Here is a 16,839-nt window from a genome sequence, read left to right as displayed (position 1 = left end):
ACAAATAAAAAACCGCCTCATAAGAGACGGTTTTAGCGTTAGTGCGTTAAACATGCAAGCTAAATAAGCATGCTTTTTGTACAAACTGACGGCATCATCAGAATGCGTATGAGAAACTTACTGATGCGTAGTCACGATCGGTAGTCGCATCAAAGTCGCCACCTGTGTACTGGGTATAACCCAATGTCACTTTATAAGTCGACAAGTAATCAGCCGCTAAATTTAGACCGACTGACTTACGGTCTTCAATAAAGTTACTGTTTGGAGAGTAACCGTCAACGTCATGATTAAACTGAAGCGTTGGCGTTAAGCTCCAACCGTTCCAAACACTCAAATATTCCCATTGTAGGCGTGTGCGATAGCCCCAAGAGTTTTCTGTCACAAAGCCTTCACAGTTACCTGCTGCTGTTGGACCGACTTCACTCGGTAATAGGCACTTACCAAATAACGGTAAACGACCGTAACGCTGCTCTTCTAAGCCCGGCAGGTCATGTACTTGGTTCATTGCGATTTCGCCCACGAAGGTCATGCGGTCAGCGCCCATGAAACGATCGAAGAAACGAACGAAACTGGCTTGCGCCTGACTCACGTCCAACCGGTCATACCCGTGAGCTAAACCACCTAGTTCAGTGCTTTGTACACGGTCACCAAAGGTACTCGGTACGTTAGGACGCAAACCCGCTGTTAAGATCTCTGTGGTGTTGATTTGTACAGGCATGTCTTTGCGATAGCTATACTCACCGCCAATTGACCAAAGACCAATGTTAGTACTGAAGCTTGCACCGTACAACTCTGTATCTTCAGGGTATTCAATAACCAAACGAGGACCATCGATAGGGTAACCGTTCGGCGTTGCATAGGTGTAATTAGGGTTCTGACGATCCGCTGCATCCATGAATTGCTCAGGATCAACGGTCCAGTTATACGCTGAGATAATTGGCGTATTATTATGCAGATTCATGAAATACAAACCGAACTCGGTATCGAGGTCGATTGAGTAGTAACGCAGGTTCATACCCCACTGACCACTGTCAGAGGCTTCAAGACGTGGGTTACTACCAATATAAGCGCCCGCTTCTACCGATTCGCGGTCACTTAAGTAACTGTCTGGGTCACCTGGGACCAATTGTGGGTTCAGCGTCACTTTGCCACAACCTGGGCCACCGATAATGTCGACACTCGAGAAGAATGTGCCGCAACCATCAAGCTTGGTGTTGTCCCACTCGTATTGATAAAACGCTGCGAGACTCAAGCTGTCGGTCAAGCCCACGTTGAGGCTGACCATACCCACAGGCAGCAGCGCTTCCTTGATTTCTGCACCGGGACGACGCGCGGCGTTTACATCAAGAGGGTTGATGTCGTTGATACCATTGAAGACAAAGGTACTCTCACCCCAGCTCAATACTTGGCGACCGACGCGCAAGCTGGTGGGCATATCACCCAAATCGAAATTAGCGAAGACAAACGCATCGAGTAACTCAATACCGCTCCCTTGCGAGTAATCGTCGAACACATCGTCGTTAAGTTTTGTGTCAGGGTAGTAGTTGTTACCCGGATGACCATGCGGCATATTCTCTTCAGAGATGACGAAGTCATACCAGTAGTTGAAGCGAATAAACGCACCGTAATCGCCGCCGTCGATACTTAAATCGTGCACGCCTTTGAATACAGAACTAACCAAGTCACCTTTTTCGAAGTTCAGGTTACCATCATCACCGACACTCGATCCGGCCATGCCGCCTGCACGGTTACCTGGATGGATCAAACGCATTGATGGGTCTTCCATGCGCCACGCAGCGCCATAAGAAAGAATCGAGGTAAAGCTAACGTCGAAATCGCCAACTTCAAAGTCCGCGGCTTGCGCAGGCAAAGCGAATGCCAGCGCGATGGCTGACGCGAGAGGTAATTTTTTTAACATAGTTGTTCTTCTTTTCATTGTGATCCACCTAATGTTTTTGACTTTTACGGCGGTGATGATTGAATCATGTCCGATGAGTTAAAAATATGCAAGTACATCAGGTCGAAAAGTATCGAAATTGACACGGTCGATTGTTAAAACGCGGTAATCGACCGTGTCATTAAAGGCGAGAATAACTAGAGTTTTTCGTTTAACTCAGGTAAGACTTCAAATAAATCAGCGACCAAACCATAATCAGCCACTTGGAAGATAGGCGCTTCTTCATCTTTGTTGATAGCGACGATCACTTTTGAGTCTTTCATACCCGCTAAGTGTTGGATAGCCCCACTGATACCGACGGCAATATACAATTGTGGCGCAACGATCTTACCGGTTTGACCTACCTGCATATCATTCGGTACAAAGCCTGCGTCTACAGCGGCGCGCGACGCACCCACAGCAGCGCCTAGTTTGTCAGCGATATCTTCGATCAATTTAAAGTTTTCGCCATTTTGCATACCACGACCACCCGAAATAACGATTTCGGCGGCGGTCAATTCTGGACGCTCTGATTCGGCTAATTGTTCTCCGACAAATTCAGACTTGTCGTTATCAAAGACCGCATCAATCGCTTCAACCGAGCCCGAACCGCCTTCGCTTGCCACCGCATCAAAAGCAGTCGCCCGCACCGTAATCACCTTAATGGCATCTTCGGCTTGCACGGTCGCAATCGCGTTGCCTGCGTAGATCGGACGCTTAAACGTATCCGCAGATTCAACCGCAATAATGTCAGAAATTTGCGCCACATCGAGCAATGCAGCCACACGCGGCATAAAGTTTTTGCCCGTTGTTGTGGCCGGCGCGAGCACGTGACTGTAGTCGTTGCCCAAATCGGCAACTAACTTGCTTACATTTTCTGCGAGCTGATGTTCGTACACGGCATTGTCGGCCAACACTACTTTGTTGACGCCTTCAGCTTTTGCGAGCTCATCAGCGACCGTTGCGCAGTCTTTACCTGCGACTAATACATCAATATCACCGCCAATGGCTTTCGCCGCCGCCAAGGTTTTCAGCGTGGCAGGATTTACGGCGGTATTGTCGTGTTCTGCAACCACTAAGATGCTCATAGGACTTTGGCCTCATTCTTCAGTTTATCGACAAGCTCATCTACGTCTGCCACTTTAACGCCCGCACTACGTTCTGCTGGCGATTCAACTTTGAGTAGCTTCACAGTACGTTTTACCGAAACGTCCAAGTCGTCGGTTGAAACAGTTTCAAGTGGCTTACGCTTTGCTTTCATGATGTTCGGCAACGAAGCATAACGCGGTTCGTTTAAACGTAAGTCAGTCGTGACGACTGCAGGCAGAGCCAACTTCACCGTTTGTAAGCCTCCGTCAACTTCGCGCGTTACAGAAACGTGACCATCAGCCACTTCTACTTTCGATGCGAATGTGCCTTGAGGCATATCAGTAAGTGCAGCTAGCATTTGACCGGTTTGGTTATTATCCGAGTCAATCGACTGCTTACCTAAAATGATCATGTCAGGCTCTTCACGCTCAACAACGCCTTTAAAAATTTTTGCGGCTGAAAGTGAATCCGGCATATCGTCGGTTTCAACTTGGATAGCGCGGTCAGCACCTAACGCCAATGCGGTACGCAATTGCTCTTGCACTGCTTTGGGTCCAATAGATACCACTACAACCTCATCGGCTGTACCTGCTTCTTTCAAGCGCACAGCTTCTTCGACTGCAATCTCACAGAACGGATTAAGCGCCATTTTGACATTAGCCAAATCGACGTCTGACTGATCTGGCTTCACACGTACTTTGACGTTGTAGTCAATGACGCGCTTCACCGCGACAAGTATTTTCATGTCACTTTCCTTTTGTTGGAACTGATCTAAGTTACCTGGATTTAAAATTTGTTAACTCCGCTATTATCCTAGACTGGAGGCTATCTCACAAGTTATGCGACAATAACAGAAATTTGTTGTAATCAGGAGTTTACACAGTGATACAGCCTTCACGCAAACCTATCGGTTGGGAAAAGCGCTATCGTGAGCTTATCGAACTTGCCAAAACGATGCCAGCGTTGCCCGAACAATATCGTGATAAAGCCCATGAAGTTGGGGGCTGTGAAGCAACGGTATGGCTCTATTTAGACTGCAGTGATAGCCGTCGTATTACCGTGCGGTTTGACAGTGTCTCACGCATTGTGAAGGGCCTGCTCGCTCTGATTCAAGCGGAGCTCGATGGCCATAGCGCAACGGACATTGCACAATTCGACATTGATGAATTATTCGCCAACTACGGCCTCACACAACAACTGACGCCGTCTAGAGCCAATGGTTTATACAACGTGAGTAAAGTACTCAAGCAGCGCGTCGCTCAATGCGCTTGAGCAAAGTTGATACGGCAAACATGGCAAAGCTACAAGTCACCACCATGGCTGCACCAAAACCAGAACTGCAGTTCATTTGCATGGTGCCGCTACCGGGTTTTTGAAGCGTAACCTCACCCTCATGCTCTCCCGCGACCCAGGGATACCGTAACTGCTCCTCGGAATAAATGCAGTCAACGCCCCATTTGCGCTTAGGATTCTTGGAGAAATTAAAATCACGGCGCAGTTTAGAGCGCACCTTAGCCAACAACGGGTCCTGTTTTGCTTTTGCCAGGTCCGCTACACGAATTTGGGTTGGATCTATTTGTCCTCCCGCACCGCCACAGACCACTAATGGCAGTTTATTACGCTTACAGTGCGCTACTAAAGCAGCCTTGGTGTTAACGCTATCAATAGCATCCAATACCGCGGTAACGCCCCGTAAATGAATAGCAAAGTTTTCTTCTAGTAAAAAATCGTCAACAATATTGACCTTGCATGCGGGGTTAATCGCACGTACCCGATCCGCCAATACCTCGGTTTTAAGCTGTCCAATGGTGTTAAAATCTGCTGGAAGCTGGCGGTTAATATTGGTCACACAGACATCATCCAGATCGATCAACGTCAACTCACCGATGCCGCTGCGTGCGAGCGCTTCAACGGCCCACGAACCTACGCCACCGAGTCCGGCAATAGCAATGTGTTGGTTACGAAATGTATTCAGTGCTTTGCGTCCGTAGACGCGCTCAACGCCACCTTGGGCTTGGTCATTCGGTGCGGGTTGCTTGCTCGCTGACGTCATAAAGTATCAGTCCTACCTGAAATATCTCGCCACGCGTATCATGCAGTGGCATTAGGGTAATATTCTGTTGCATCCACTGTTGCTGACCGCTCAGGGGACGACTATGTCGAAATCGAAAAACATAGGGTCGCTGTTCCCAAGTAATGAACACGCGAGCATCTAAGTTCCACACGCGCTCCACTTTCTGGCGAAACCAGTGCTCATCGATCTCGGGACAACATTCAAACAAGATTTTATCACGAACTTGGCTGGGCCGCAGACCGCTGTGGTTGGTCATAAACTCATTCCACATTTGTACGCGATAATCACGGTCTAGTACTACGATACCGATATCAATGGCGCCTAGCAGGCTTAATTTAGCGTGTAATTCATCCATCTCACTCATCGCTGTCTCCTCAGTCCGCGTACCAGTGGGCGACCTGCTGGTCGAGACGTAGCACCGCATCTTCGGGCAGCAAAATAAGCAAATCAAAACCAATACGATGTTTGGGTAGCTGATAACCAATCTCTATCGCTAGTACTTTTTGCCAACGCTGTTGTGGCTGACTCAGCAGATCTGCTAAGGATTTATGCTGCCCCAGTAACACCGGTTGCGATGCGGTAAATTCGACGTGCAATTGATGACCTAAACCGTTGAGACACGCGGAGGTAATAATCGAAGCAACATCCATCAATGCTTCAATGCGCTGCTGCTGTTCAGTACCCGAAAGCTGTTCGCCCAATAACTTACGCACGTCTTCCACTGACGTATCAGTGAGCAACGTGAGCGCCTCGCCTAAAATACCCGACCCTGCAAATCCTTGGCTGACCGCCGATACACGCTCCGCTTGATCAATGGATTGCAGCGCCATGTGTAGCTCTGACGGGGCTATCCAGTTAACATTGGGCACCGGTAGCTCAATAAATTGATTTAATACGCGGGCAATATGATCACCTGCTTGGCCCATGGCAACATTGGCCACTTCGCGATAGACGTCCAACGCGCTGGCTGCCACTTCAACTTCGCTCGCCTCCTGCAAATGACCGCTGCCGGGCTGATACAGACCAAACTGTTGTAGATGTTGAGCTATTTCTGTCGTTTTGAATGGCTTTTTTACAAAAGCGAGTGCACCGAGTTTTATTACGCGTTGATAGGCCTCGGGTTGAATATCACCAGAAATGACAATGACGACGCAGTCACGTTCATACTGCGCTAAATGCTCGAGCACCTCATAGCCGTCCATCACCGGCATATTCAGATCGAGCAGCAGTAATTGCGCTTCGCCGTTCTCGATCCGCTGCAATGCTTGTTCGCCATGCTCTGCTTGATACACGGTTGCATCCCAGTCCTTGGGTAAACTTTTTATCAGCTGCTTGCGCGCCATCCGTGAGTCATCACATAGGGTCACCTTCAACGTCATTTGTTTAACCTTTGGTCATTAGACTGCAAATGGATATTTAATCGGCGGATGATGCTGATAACCCTCAATCGAGAAATCGTCTTTCGTCACCCAAGTTTCAATATCCTGCAGCGTTTTAATATCGGGATTAATATGCAGTTGTGGCGATGGATACGGCTCCCGCTTTAGTTGCACATCGCGCATAAGCTCAAGTTGATTTTCATAAATGTGCGCGTTGACGATTTTGTGAAACACTTTACCCGGTTTATGTCCCGTAATACGCGCTACTAGCGCTAACAACACAAAACACTGAATTTGATTAAAGTTCAACCCAAGTGGGACATCGCAACTGCGCTGATAGGACGTCAAATACAATTTGCCATTCAGTAGCGAAAAAGTGTGCGTATGCATACACGGACGCAAACATCCCATGTCGAGCTCGCCGGGGTTATAAAACGTAACGATCTCGCCTCTATCGTCAATGCCCTGAGTTAAGTCATCAACGACCTTTTGCAGTTGGTCAAACTGGCTACCGTCCGGTCGTTGCCAAGCGCGGCCTTGAACACCATAAACACGCCCCATGTCATCGGGCCCTTTGCGATGAGGATTGGCTAGCCAGCTGGCGTTTTCATTGGCATTGGCGTTCCATGTATTACAGCCGATATCGCGAAATTGCGCAGCGCTGTCATAACCGCGCAGATAGCCCAGTAGCTCAGCGATAGCAGCCTTGTAATAGCTTTTACGCGTAGTAATGAGAGGAAACTGATTGTGCTCGACATCGTACTCTAAATCGGCGTTAATCACCGTCAAACAGTTGATCCCGGTCCGGGCGTTGTGCACCCACTCTCCTTCATCAATAATACGCTGACACAGTTGAAGATATTGTTTCATTATCGACCTATGCTTTTGAGCTATTTTTTTGCGCGTAAATCAGCAGTCCGATACCTAAAATAATCATCGGAATTGTAAGCCATTGTCCCATCGACATGCCCAAGGAGAGAAGGCCTAAATGCGCATCCGGCTCACGGAAAAATTCGACGGTAAAACGCGCTATACCGTAACCCAGTAAGAATAAACCACTGACCGCGCCGGTGCCGTGTGGCTTACGTTGGAACCACCACAATAGCGCAAACAAGAGTAACCCCTCTAATGCGGCTTCATAAAGCTGTGAGGGATGTCGCGGCACGGGCCCACCCGATGGAAAAATCATTGCCCAAGGCACGTCCGTTACACGTCCCCACAGTTCGCCGTTGATGAAGTTACCCATCCGTCCAAAGAATAATCCCATCGGCACGAGTGGCGCAATCATGTCACCGACCGCCAAAAACCGTCGGTGCGTTACGCGAGCATAAAGATACATCGCTGCAATAACGCCTAGCAGACCGCCGTGGAAAGACATGCCGCCTTCCCACACTCGAAATAAATACAGCGGGTCAGCCATAAACAGGTCAAAGTGATAGAAAATCACATAGCCGATGCGGCCACCGACCAAAACACCTAGAAAGCACCAAAACACGAGATCGGAGAATTTGTCGCGCGTCCAATTTGGCGATTGCTCAGCTTGTCGCCCACCCCACCACAAAGCAAAAACGAACCCTAATAAGTACATTACACCGTACCAGTGGATGGCTAACGGGCCTATGCTGAAGATCACAGGATCAATATCAGGGAACTGCATGTATTCGTTTAGTGGCACTACTCACTCCTTAAAAAAATATCAGCTTTATAGCCACAATAATGAGGAAAATTGCAAATATACGCCGCAACTGTTTGACCGGCAAACTGTGCGCCAGCTTAGCGCCTACTGGTGCACAAATGACTGACGCAATCGATATGGTTAGCCACGCGGGTACATGAATAATACCTAATGCACCATGCGCTACACCCGAACTGTACCCTTTGATAATAAAAATGAGTACCGCACTACAACCAATGATAAAACTGCCTAGCGAAGATATCGCAATAGCTTGTCGCACAGACAACCCGCAACGCTGTAAAAAAGGCACCGTTAATGCACCGCCGCCGATGCCAACGAGCCCTGAGATAACACCAATGCTTGTTGAACCCACGCTTAACCAACGCTGCTTAATATGTTTAGCGTTCACTTCGCGTTTACTTTGCGGTAGCGACATGCGAATGGCGAGTACCACCAATACCGTCGAAAACAACATTTTCAGCCAGTGCGGGTCGACAGCAGTCACTAAAAATGCCCCTACCATCGCGCCTAACGACAATCCGGGTAACACGCGGACGACCCAAAAGCGCTCCTGTAAACCCGAGCGATAATGGCTAAAGGCCGAACTCGCGGTTGTCATGCAAATCGTAGCCAAACTCGTTGCGATTGCAGTCGGCATCACCAATGCCGGCTCAATACCTAACTCAGGCGCAAGATAGACGAGCAGCGGCACAATAACTAAGCCACCACCAATACCCAGTAAACCCGCTAAGGTCCCGGCCAGCACACCGCCCAATAGGCACCAAACAATGACTGTAAGTTCCATATGCTATTTCCCTGCCCTTACAAAACCACCCAAGCCCATGCTTTCCATTTTTTCTGAAATCATGCTTCGAACTTGCTCAGGTCTACGCGCCTGTAATGCCTTAGCCAACATCACTTGCAATGTACTCGAACGTACGTTCCGCAAAATCCAGCGAACGCGATCGACGTTATAACTGTTCATACTTAACTGTCGATAACCCATCGCCACAAGTAACAAAGCTCCACCCGGGTCACCGGCGAGTTCACCACAGACGCTGACAGGTTTGCCGAGCTCTTCACACCGTCGTGCAATTTCATCGAGGCTGGCAAGTACGGCAGGATGGTAGGCATCGTACAGACTCGCAACACGCCGATTATTGCGATCGACGGCAAGTAAGTATTGGGTTAAATCATTGCTGCCCACCGAGAAAAAATCGACTTTGCTTGCCAACATGGGGAGCTGATAAATCGCGGCGGGTACCTCTATCATAACGCCCAACTGAGGTTGAAATAAGTTAACACCGACCGCGCAACCTTGCTCTTCGGCGACTTCAAAGTAAGCCTGTTTAAGTAAGCGTGAAGCCTCTTCCACTTCGCTCACACTGGTAATCATCGGTAGCAAAATACGTAAATTACTGCGCCCGATGCTCGCTCGTAACATCGCTCGAATTTGTACCAAAAATATCTCTGGGTGATCGAGTGTGAGTCGAATCCCACGCCATCCTAAAAACGGATTATCTTCCTGTAATTGTAAGTAGGGCAGCGGCTTGTCACCCCCCACATCCAAAGTCCGCATAATGACAGGCTGGTCTGGGAAGCAATCCAATACTTCCTTATACATTTCAACCTGTTCATCCTCTGTCGGCAATTGTTCGCGCATCATGAAAGGGATTTCAGAGCGATACAGTCCTACACCATCAATATTGAGGTGTTTTAAGTGCTCCTGATGAATATCGAGTCCCAAGTTGAGATGCAGGCTGACACGTTGTCCATCTTGCGTTTGTGCTGGCAAATGCGCATGTTCTGCAACGATGGATTTCAGCTCTTCTTCTTCATCAGCTAAGTGTTGATACTGCTCGCGCACTTGCGGCGGCGGGTTAATGTAGACTTCGCCCGTATACCCATCAACAATCAGGATTTTTTCGGAGAAATAATGTAACTCAATATCATCCACGCCTAAGACAGCGGGAATACCCATGCTTCGTGCCATAATCGCGGCATGCGAGTTACTTGAGCCTCGTAAAGAGATGATGCCAGCAATTTTGGTGCGTGGTAGCTCCGCCAACATTGACGCTGTCACCTCGTCGGCGACCAATATACCTTGCTCGGGAAACGCTCGCCGCTTACGTTGACGTTGCTGCAAGTGCATGAGTACTCTTTGCCCAATATCTCGCACGTCCGTCGCACGCTCGCGAAGATAAGAGTCCTCGAGTGCTTCAAACTGATCAACAAACTCTTCGACCACGTGCTTTAACGCGGTTTGTGCTCGCCACCCTTGTCCGATCATTGCTTCAACGGCATTGCCTAAACTTGCCGCATCCAACATACCTTGATAGACATCGAATATTGCCAAAGTATCGTCAGGCACCTGACCATACATACGTTCGGCAAGTTGCTTTAATTCAGCACGGGTACGCGCGACGGCCTGTCGAAACTTGCGTACTTCATGTAGCGGACGGTCGGTTTTTTGCGGTGATACTTCCTTTAAACTGACCTCGGGTCGCGCAACATACGCATCCCCAATCGCTACTCCCGGCGAGCCAGGCAAAGCTTGAATGCTGTGCACCCAAGGCGAGTGCTCATCGGTGAGTAGACCCTTAGTATTTGCGTGTGCGATGACGACCGATAGCTGTGCCGCCAATGTCACGACAAAGGCCTCTTCCTCACGCGTAAAGTGACGCGCCTCACTTTGATGAACAACAAGAATCCCCAGCACTTTACGGCGATGGATAATGGGCGCTGCCAGTAACGCGCGGTACTGCGACTCATTCGAGTCTAGTAGTTCTTTGTTAGCTGGATGATTACTGATATCAGCAATATTCAGTGGCTCTTCACGTTGCGCGGCGAGCGAGATAATACCATCCCCAAAATCAACTCGAATCGGCTCGCCAGACGCATCCGCTAAACCATCACTTGCCGCCATCACGTACTGATGGGCTTGGGCATCGGCTAAAAATACGCTACAGCTGTCTGTCTCAAGTGCCGAGCGCACTTGAGACACCATCGTGCGAAGCGCCAGCTGAAAGTCAGCCGCTTTATTCACACTTTCGACGATCCGCTGTAGCGTCACCAGCATCATTAACGCTTCCGTCTATTTGAACGACCATGCCGAGCATGGCGGTTCGAGGTCTTTGGGGTGTTCAGACTGGGCATTGCATACGCAGCGAACTCTCTCATCACGCGTCGGTAAACGTCACGTTTAAACGAGACGACTTGACGCACAGGGTACCAAAAACTGACCCAGCGCCAGCCATCAAACTCCGGGTGTCCGGATTGTAAAACGTCGACATCTTCTTCACGACACTTCAGTTTTAACAGAAACCATTTTTGTTTCTGTCCAACACACATGGGCCGTTGTTCTCGCCGAATTAACCGCTTGGGTAAACGATAGCGAAACCAGTGACGGCTGGTGTACAGAATTTCTACCTGCTCTGGCTTGAGACCGACCTCTTCCCAAAGTTCTCGGTACATCGCCTGTTCAGGGGTCTCACCATCATCTATGCCGCCTTGCGGAAACTGCCAGCTATGCTGATTAATACGGCGAGCCCAAAATACCTGCCCATGCCCGTTACAGATGACGATTCCTACGTTTGCTCGGAATCCTTCAGCATCTATCACGCGAGCATCCTCAATTATTCTTTGATAAAGTGATTCTTCCATAAAGGGCGACTTGGGGCAAATCAAATGCGTTATACAGTACCGACGCCAACCTCTGTAGACGAACTATTACAGCGCGCAAATCGGCTAACAGGACAATCATTCGCCCAGTTAGCAAAGATAGCCAACTTACACATGCCCAACGATTTAAAGAAGGATAAAGGTTGGGTGGGCATGATGCTCGAACAACACTTAGGCGCCAGTGCGGGATCTAAGCCGCTGCAGGACTTTCCTGATCTGGGTGTAGAGCTAAAAACATTACCCGTCGATGAACAAGGCCAACCATTGGAAACGACCTTTGTATGTGTTGCCCCGTTGCTAAATACGTCTGGGTTGAACTGGTTAAACAGTAACGTACGTAATAAGTTAAGCTGTGTATTATGGTTACCCATCGATGGACGTCGAGCCGTTCCTTTAGCAAAACGCGTCGTCGGTCAGCCTTTTTTGTGGCGTCCAACAAACGAACAAGAGCAAGCCTTGCAGTCGGATTGGGAAGAACATATGGATCGTATTGCATTAGGTGAGGTCGAATCGATCACAGCACGACAAGGCGAGTTTTTGCAAATTCGCCCGAAGGCTGCGGATGGTAGCGCGCTCACTGAGGCGGTCGGACCCAACGGTCAGATGATCCAGGTGCGTCCGCGGGGCTTTTATTTAAAGAAAACATTTACCCGAGCGATACTAGAACAGGTGTTTAATGCAGTTTAACGTCACCCCACAAGCAAAGCGTAATGCCATTACGTTCTGTGCTGTTGCGATAGGGCTCATCGCACTTTTGGTTTTTATGCATTTAGTGCGAGATGATATTCCCGTTGGCATTTCTGTGGTCATCGGTGCTGCGGCTGGTATTTTGTTGCTACTTGGCGTAGGAAAGCTGATTGAGCCCCCCGTATCATTAGCCATCACCCCAGACACCATTCGTTACATTCACCGAAAAGGCGAGTGGCAATTGGATTGGGACAATGTAGTGCGTTTCGATATTCCCCGAGTGCACCGCTTAATGGAGCTCGAGGACGCGCCGTTTTTAGGCTTTCGTGTTTACAACAACGATGCAATTTTGCAAACCATTTCGCCCCGCTTAGCGTCTGCTATCTTATTTGAGCAACGCCAGTTGATGACCATGGCGTTGCGTCACGAGCGTCCAGAACAAGCTGACTACAGTGAGTACTTTGATATACCCGAGCGTTTTGTCAGCTCAGAGGGACGTGTTTATAAGGGGCTTATCGCAGTCTTTGGTCGCCGCATGGAACAAATGCGCGAACTACTCGGTTACGATCTTTATGTCAGCGCAAACGCACTTGATCGAGACATCTATGAATTTAGAAGTCATCTGCAACGACTGCAGGCATCTCGACAAGAAGCGAAACTGGACAATACCCGTTAACGCGTTAAACGCTCGAAGTCGGGGATTGTGTAAGCCTCGACTTCCGGCTTTTGAAACAAATAGCCTTGCATGAGCTCAACGCCGTTGTACTTAAGATAGTAGTATTCCTCTATCGTTTCGATGCCTTCTGCTACAAGCGTGATGTCTAATTCTTCTGCGGCACGCTGAACCGCTGCAAACAGCGCCTTTTTGATGCGATCCTCATGAATATTTCGAATCAACTTCATATCGATTTTTAGTAAATCGGGTTGAAAGTCTGCTAACAAGTTTAGTCCAGCATACCCCTCACCAAAATCATCAATGGCTGTTAAAAAGCCATGTTCACGATAGGTTTTGAATACATCAACGAGTAGACTGTGATTCTCGACCTTCTCGTGCTCGGTCACTTCGAAAATAATATTTTCACGTGGCAATCCAGTTTTACGTGCTGTTTTGAGCGTTTGCGCAAGACATGTCTCGGGTTCATAGATCGCGTTAGGCATGAAGTTAATGCTCACTTTCGACGGTAATTGAATGCGAGCAGCGGTCTCTATTGCCGTCATCCGACACGTTTGATCAAAGGTATACTTGTTCGAATCATTGACTCGAGATAATACCTCACCGGCACCTTCTCCGTTAGAGCCTCTTACTAGGGCTTCAAACGCAAACACGTTTTTACTGTGCACGTTCACTATCGGCTGAAAAGCCATTTTGATGTCAAAGCCTAGTTCAGACTGGCAATCGCATGATGGACAAGCCGCCATGTTTAGGTTCCTCGTTTCAATTATTTATCGCGTGATCTAAGGTAACGGAATATAGGCTGATTTTGATCAATACAAAAATGCACGCGCCACGACAAATTTTTCTTGCCTTTATTTGAATATAGTGTAATTAAGCGCTGCGTATATCGAATGGAGATTTTAATGGAAGTTTTAGGTTGGAAAGAATGGGGGCAGTTGCCCGACATCGGGATTGATGCAATTCACATGAAAGTTGATACCGGTGCCAAGACGTCTTGTTTGCATGCATTCAAATTAGAGCCTTTTGAAAAGGATGAACAGCCTTGGCTTCGTGTCCATGTTCATCCGCATCAAGACAGTGTTGAGGAGCATGTCTTTGAAGCCCCTATTCATGACCAGCGTGAAGTCACTGATTCCGGCGGTCATACGGAAGTTCGCTACGTCATAAAAACACGACTGTGTCTTGGTCAGTTTGATGGAGCCGTTGAACTCACTTTAACCAACCGCGATACTATGAAGTTTCGCATGCTGCTAGGTCGACAAGCTATGCGGAAGCGGTTTATGGTAAATCCAGAACTGGCTCATCAACTAGGAGAGCGCCCATGAGAATCGCCATTCTATCTCGAAATTCCAAACTTTATTCGACACGTCGCTTAATCGAAGCTGCGAAAGCGCGTGGTCATGACGTCGACGTGCTAAATCCGTTAAGCTGCTATATGAATATCAATGCGCGAGAGTCATCAATTCATAAACATGGTGTGGAATTACCTTATTACGATTGTGTCATACCTCGTATCGGTGCTTCCGTGACTTTCTACGGTACTGCCGTATTGCGTCAGTTTGAGATGATGGGAACCTACCCGCTGAATGAATCGGTAGCGATTTCCCGTAGCCGCGACAAGTTGCGCTCACTGCAGTTACTCTCTCGCAAAGGGATCGGTTTACCCACAACCGGTTTCGCGAGTCAGCCTCAGGATATTCCTGATCTCATTGATATGGTCGGTGGTGCGCCTCTAGTCATTAAATTGCTCGAGGGAACACAAGGCATTGGCGTCGTTTTAGCAGAAACCCGGCAAGCCGCTGAAAGTGTTATCGAGGCGTTTATGGGACTACAGTCAAACATTATGGTGCAAGAGTATATTCGCGAAGCCGGTGGCGCCGATATTCGCTGCTTTGTTATCGGCGATAAAGTCATCGCAGCTATGAAGCGCCAAGCAAAAGAGGGAGAGTTTCGCTCTAATTTACACCGTGGGGGTAGCGCATCACTGATTAAACTGACACCCGCCGAACGCGCAACAGCGGTTAAAGCCGCCAAGACCATGGGTCTTAATGTAGCGGGTGTTGATTTGTTACGCTCTAACCACGGCCCACTGGTCATGGAAGTTAACTCATCTCCAGGACTTGAGGGGATTGAAGCGGCGACCGAAAAAGATGTCGCGAGTCAAATTATTGCATTTATGGAAAAGAATGCCAAAGCTCATAAAACGCGCACTAAGGGACGCGGCTAATGGCAGCGAGAAAGCCGCGTATGGCGGTGTTTGAATTGGCAGGCTGTCGGGTTGAGCCAGGTAGTCACCAGCATGTACGTTTGCCAGCAGCGCGTTTATATAACGATGCGCCGCTCGACCTAAGAGTCGATGTTTTTCATGGTGTTAAGCCAGGCCCCGTACTACTATTAAGCGCCGCAATTCACGGCGATGAACTGAACGGTATCGAAATTTGTCGGCAAATCATTCAGCGCATTAACCCATTGGAACTTGCTGGCACGCTCATCGTTGTGCCCATCGTCAATCTATTTGGCTTTATTCAGCAATCTCGTTACTTACCGGATCGAAGAGATCTCAACCGTTGTTTTCCTGGCTCCGAACGGGGCGCTTTAGGCTCCCGTATTGCCCACCTCTTTAACGAGGAACTTGTTCAAAAGGCTTCGCACATTGTGGATTTGCACACCGGTGCCATCCATCGCAGTAATTTGCCACAAATTCGTGTCGACATTGATAACGAGAGTGCTTTGGCAATGGCAAAAGCCTTTGGTTCTCCGGTCATTCTCAATTCAAAAGAGCGGGACGGCTCCTTGCGCGCGTTAGCCAATAGTTTAGGAATTCCACTTATTTTGTATGAAGCGGGCGAGGCGCTACGATTTGACGATGCCTCGATAAACTCAGGCGTGGTTGGTGTTATTAATGTACTTAAGCACCTCAAAATGCTTAAAGGACGACGCCAAGGCCGAAGAATATCGCCGGTCATTTCAAGCCGTTCTACTTGGGTACGCGCCGAAAAAGATGGCTTGGTGCTTCGCAAAGTTGAACTCGGGCAAACAGTGCAACCTGAACAAGTTTTAGCACACATTGCCAGCCCGCATGGTGACGATGTCGATGTGATCACCTCCCCCGTGCCAGGTATTATCATCGGCTGTACTAACATCCCTGTTGCAAACGAAGGCGAAGCACTATTTAACATCGCACAATTCGAGTCAGACAGTTTAGAAGAAGCGACCGATATTATAGATTCCTTTACTGAAACTTATGAATGAAATGACTGACTGCTTAATGAACTTTCAGCGCGGTTTGCGCCACTGCGACGGACAAGTGAATATTTACCAAGCTGTGCTAAAGGCCTTTTGTGAACAATATGCAAATCGCCTTTGCCAGCATCACAGCATCGCAAGTGATGCGCTCTATCAAGAACTCCACTCTCTGAAAGGACTGAGTGCGACCATAGGTGCTCAGTCTCTTAGCGAGCTAACAGAAAGCGCATTTAAGAACTGGACAAGCATGAGTGATGACTCAAGAATAAAAGCACTCGACAGTATACAATTTGAGTTATCAAAAGTCCTTGACGAGATTAAAGAATACTTAACACAAAATAACTGATTAAAATAAGCGCAATCTTATTTATTTTTCGCTATTATCAGTCGATATAA

General features: G+C 48.4%; 19 protein-coding genes. 7 read left to right on the top strand and 12 right to left on the bottom strand.

Annotated features, from left to right (window positions below; all coding sequences use genetic code 11):
* Positions 1-97: 97 nt before the first annotated feature.
* The 3 genes from ABNS04_RS01040 to ABNS04_RS01030 form a co-directional block, all read right to left on the bottom strand.
* Positions 98-1,918 (bottom strand): DUF1302 domain-containing protein, encoded by a 1,821-nt coding sequence (locus ABNS04_RS01040; protein WP_272977674.1) that lies wholly within the window; start codon positions 1,916-1,918, stop codon positions 98-100.
* Positions 1,919-2,094: 176 nt separating this feature from the next.
* The gene (locus ABNS04_RS01035; protein ID WP_272977673.1) at positions 2,095-3,024 is read right to left on the bottom strand and encodes an FAD-binding protein; all 930 of its coding nucleotides are present in this window, start codon (positions 3,022-3,024) and stop codon (positions 2,095-2,097) included.
* Complete coding sequence (locus ABNS04_RS01030; protein WP_272977672.1) at positions 3,021-3,770, bottom strand: electron transfer flavoprotein subunit beta/FixA family protein; 750 nt, start codon at positions 3,768-3,770, stop codon at positions 3,021-3,023. The genes ABNS04_RS01035 and ABNS04_RS01030 overlap by 4 nt, the downstream gene beginning before the upstream one ends.
* Positions 3,771-3,907: 137 nt before the next feature.
* Here ABNS04_RS01030 and ABNS04_RS01025 point away from each other — a divergent pair, with 137 nt between their 5' ends.
* On the top strand, positions 3,908-4,297 hold the full coding sequence (locus ABNS04_RS01025) for a SufE family protein (RefSeq protein WP_272977671.1): 390 nt from the start codon (positions 3,908-3,910) through the stop codon (positions 4,295-4,297).
* On the opposite strand, the gene tcdA is transcribed toward ABNS04_RS01025, so the two are convergent.
* The 8 genes from tcdA to rppH are packed head-to-tail and all read right to left on the bottom strand — an operon-like array spanning position 4,269 to position 11,774.
* Positions 4,269-5,078, bottom strand: a complete 810-nt coding sequence (tcdA, locus tag ABNS04_RS01020; protein WP_272977670.1) for a tRNA cyclic N6-threonylcarbamoyladenosine(37) synthase TcdA — start codon at positions 5,076-5,078, stop codon at positions 4,269-4,271. The genes ABNS04_RS01025 and tcdA overlap by 29 nt on opposite strands.
* A complete protein-coding gene (locus ABNS04_RS01015; protein WP_071463145.1) occupies positions 5,044-5,463 on the bottom strand; it encodes a PAS domain-containing protein in 420 nt (139 codons plus the stop codon). Before ABNS04_RS01015 ends, tcdA begins: the two co-directional genes overlap by 35 nt.
* A 10-nt stretch (positions 5,464-5,473) precedes the next feature.
* Positions 5,474-6,478, bottom strand: coding sequence for a response regulator (locus tag ABNS04_RS01010; protein ID WP_272977669.1), 1,005 nt, complete (start codon positions 6,476-6,478; stop codon positions 5,474-5,476).
* An 18-nt stretch (positions 6,479-6,496) separates the two neighbouring features.
* Entirely contained in the window at positions 6,497-7,348 is an 852-nt protein-coding gene (locus ABNS04_RS01005) for a thymidylate synthase (RefSeq protein WP_006957026.1), read from the bottom strand.
* A gap of 7 nt (positions 7,349-7,355) precedes the next feature.
* On the bottom strand, positions 7,356-8,153 hold the full coding sequence (gene lgt, locus ABNS04_RS01000; protein ID WP_287831278.1) for a prolipoprotein diacylglyceryl transferase: 798 nt from the start codon (positions 8,151-8,153) through the stop codon (positions 7,356-7,358).
* Positions 8,154-8,163: 10 nt separating this feature from the next.
* Positions 8,164-8,958: a sulfite exporter TauE/SafE family protein gene (locus ABNS04_RS00995; protein WP_272977666.1), complete on the bottom strand. Its 795-nt coding sequence runs from the start codon at positions 8,956-8,958 to the stop codon at positions 8,164-8,166.
* Between the two features lie 3 nt (positions 8,959-8,961).
* Positions 8,962-11,232 carry a phosphoenolpyruvate--protein phosphotransferase gene (gene ptsP / locus ABNS04_RS00990; protein WP_272977676.1) on the bottom strand — a complete coding sequence of 757 codons (2,271 nt, stop codon included), beginning with the start codon at positions 11,230-11,232 and terminating at the stop codon, positions 8,962-8,964.
* Between the two features lie 2 nt (positions 11,233-11,234).
* Positions 11,235-11,774 carry an RNA pyrophosphohydrolase gene (gene rppH / locus ABNS04_RS00985; RefSeq protein WP_006957022.1) on the bottom strand — a complete coding sequence of 180 codons (540 nt, stop codon included), beginning with the start codon at positions 11,772-11,774 and terminating at the stop codon, positions 11,235-11,237.
* A gap of 66 nt (positions 11,775-11,840) precedes the next feature.
* Here rppH and mutH point away from each other — a divergent pair, with 66 nt between their 5' ends.
* Positions 11,841-12,521, top strand: a complete 681-nt coding sequence (gene mutH / locus ABNS04_RS00980; RefSeq protein WP_272977665.1) for a DNA mismatch repair endonuclease MutH — start codon at positions 11,841-11,843, stop codon at positions 12,519-12,521.
* The gene (locus tag ABNS04_RS00975) at positions 12,511-13,197 is read left to right on the top strand and encodes a DUF2982 domain-containing protein (protein WP_006957020.1); all 687 of its coding nucleotides are present in this window, start codon (positions 12,511-12,513) and stop codon (positions 13,195-13,197) included. Before mutH ends, ABNS04_RS00975 begins: the two co-directional genes overlap by 11 nt.
* Here the strand turns inward: ABNS04_RS00975 and ABNS04_RS00970 are convergent.
* Complete coding sequence (locus tag ABNS04_RS00970) at positions 13,194-13,940, bottom strand: EAL domain-containing protein (RefSeq protein ID WP_272977664.1); 747 nt, start codon at positions 13,938-13,940, stop codon at positions 13,194-13,196. The genes ABNS04_RS00975 and ABNS04_RS00970 overlap by 4 nt on opposite strands.
* Positions 13,941-14,099: 159 nt before the next feature.
* Between ABNS04_RS00970 and ABNS04_RS00965 the strand changes: the two genes are divergently transcribed.
* Genes ABNS04_RS00965 through ABNS04_RS00950 form a run of 4 tightly spaced genes read left to right on the top strand, consistent with a single transcriptional unit; the run spans position 14,100 to position 16,789 of the window.
* The gene (locus tag ABNS04_RS00965) at positions 14,100-14,522 is read left to right on the top strand and encodes a RimK/LysX family protein (protein ID WP_272977663.1); all 423 of its coding nucleotides are present in this window, start codon (positions 14,100-14,102) and stop codon (positions 14,520-14,522) included.
* On the top strand, positions 14,519-15,424 hold the full coding sequence (gene rimK, locus ABNS04_RS00960) for a 30S ribosomal protein S6--L-glutamate ligase (protein ID WP_006957041.1): 906 nt from the start codon (positions 14,519-14,521) through the stop codon (positions 15,422-15,424). Before ABNS04_RS00965 ends, rimK begins: the two co-directional genes overlap by 4 nt.
* Positions 15,425-15,444: 20 nt before the next feature.
* A complete protein-coding gene (locus ABNS04_RS00955; protein WP_040488272.1) occupies positions 15,445-16,449 on the top strand; it encodes a succinylglutamate desuccinylase/aspartoacylase family protein in 1,005 nt (334 codons plus the stop codon).
* Positions 16,442-16,789: an Hpt domain-containing protein gene (locus tag ABNS04_RS00950; RefSeq protein ID WP_272977662.1), complete on the top strand. Its 348-nt coding sequence runs from the start codon at positions 16,442-16,444 to the stop codon at positions 16,787-16,789. Before ABNS04_RS00955 ends, ABNS04_RS00950 begins: the two co-directional genes overlap by 8 nt.
* Positions 16,790-16,839: the final 50 nt, after the last annotated feature.

Origin of the sequence: uncultured Idiomarina sp., assembly GCF_964010655.1 — a bacterium.
Lineage (GTDB): Bacteria > Pseudomonadota > Gammaproteobacteria > Enterobacterales > Alteromonadaceae > Idiomarina > Idiomarina baltica.
Note: the sequence above shows the minus strand (reverse complement) of the source record. Positions and strands in the feature narration are given on the sequence as shown.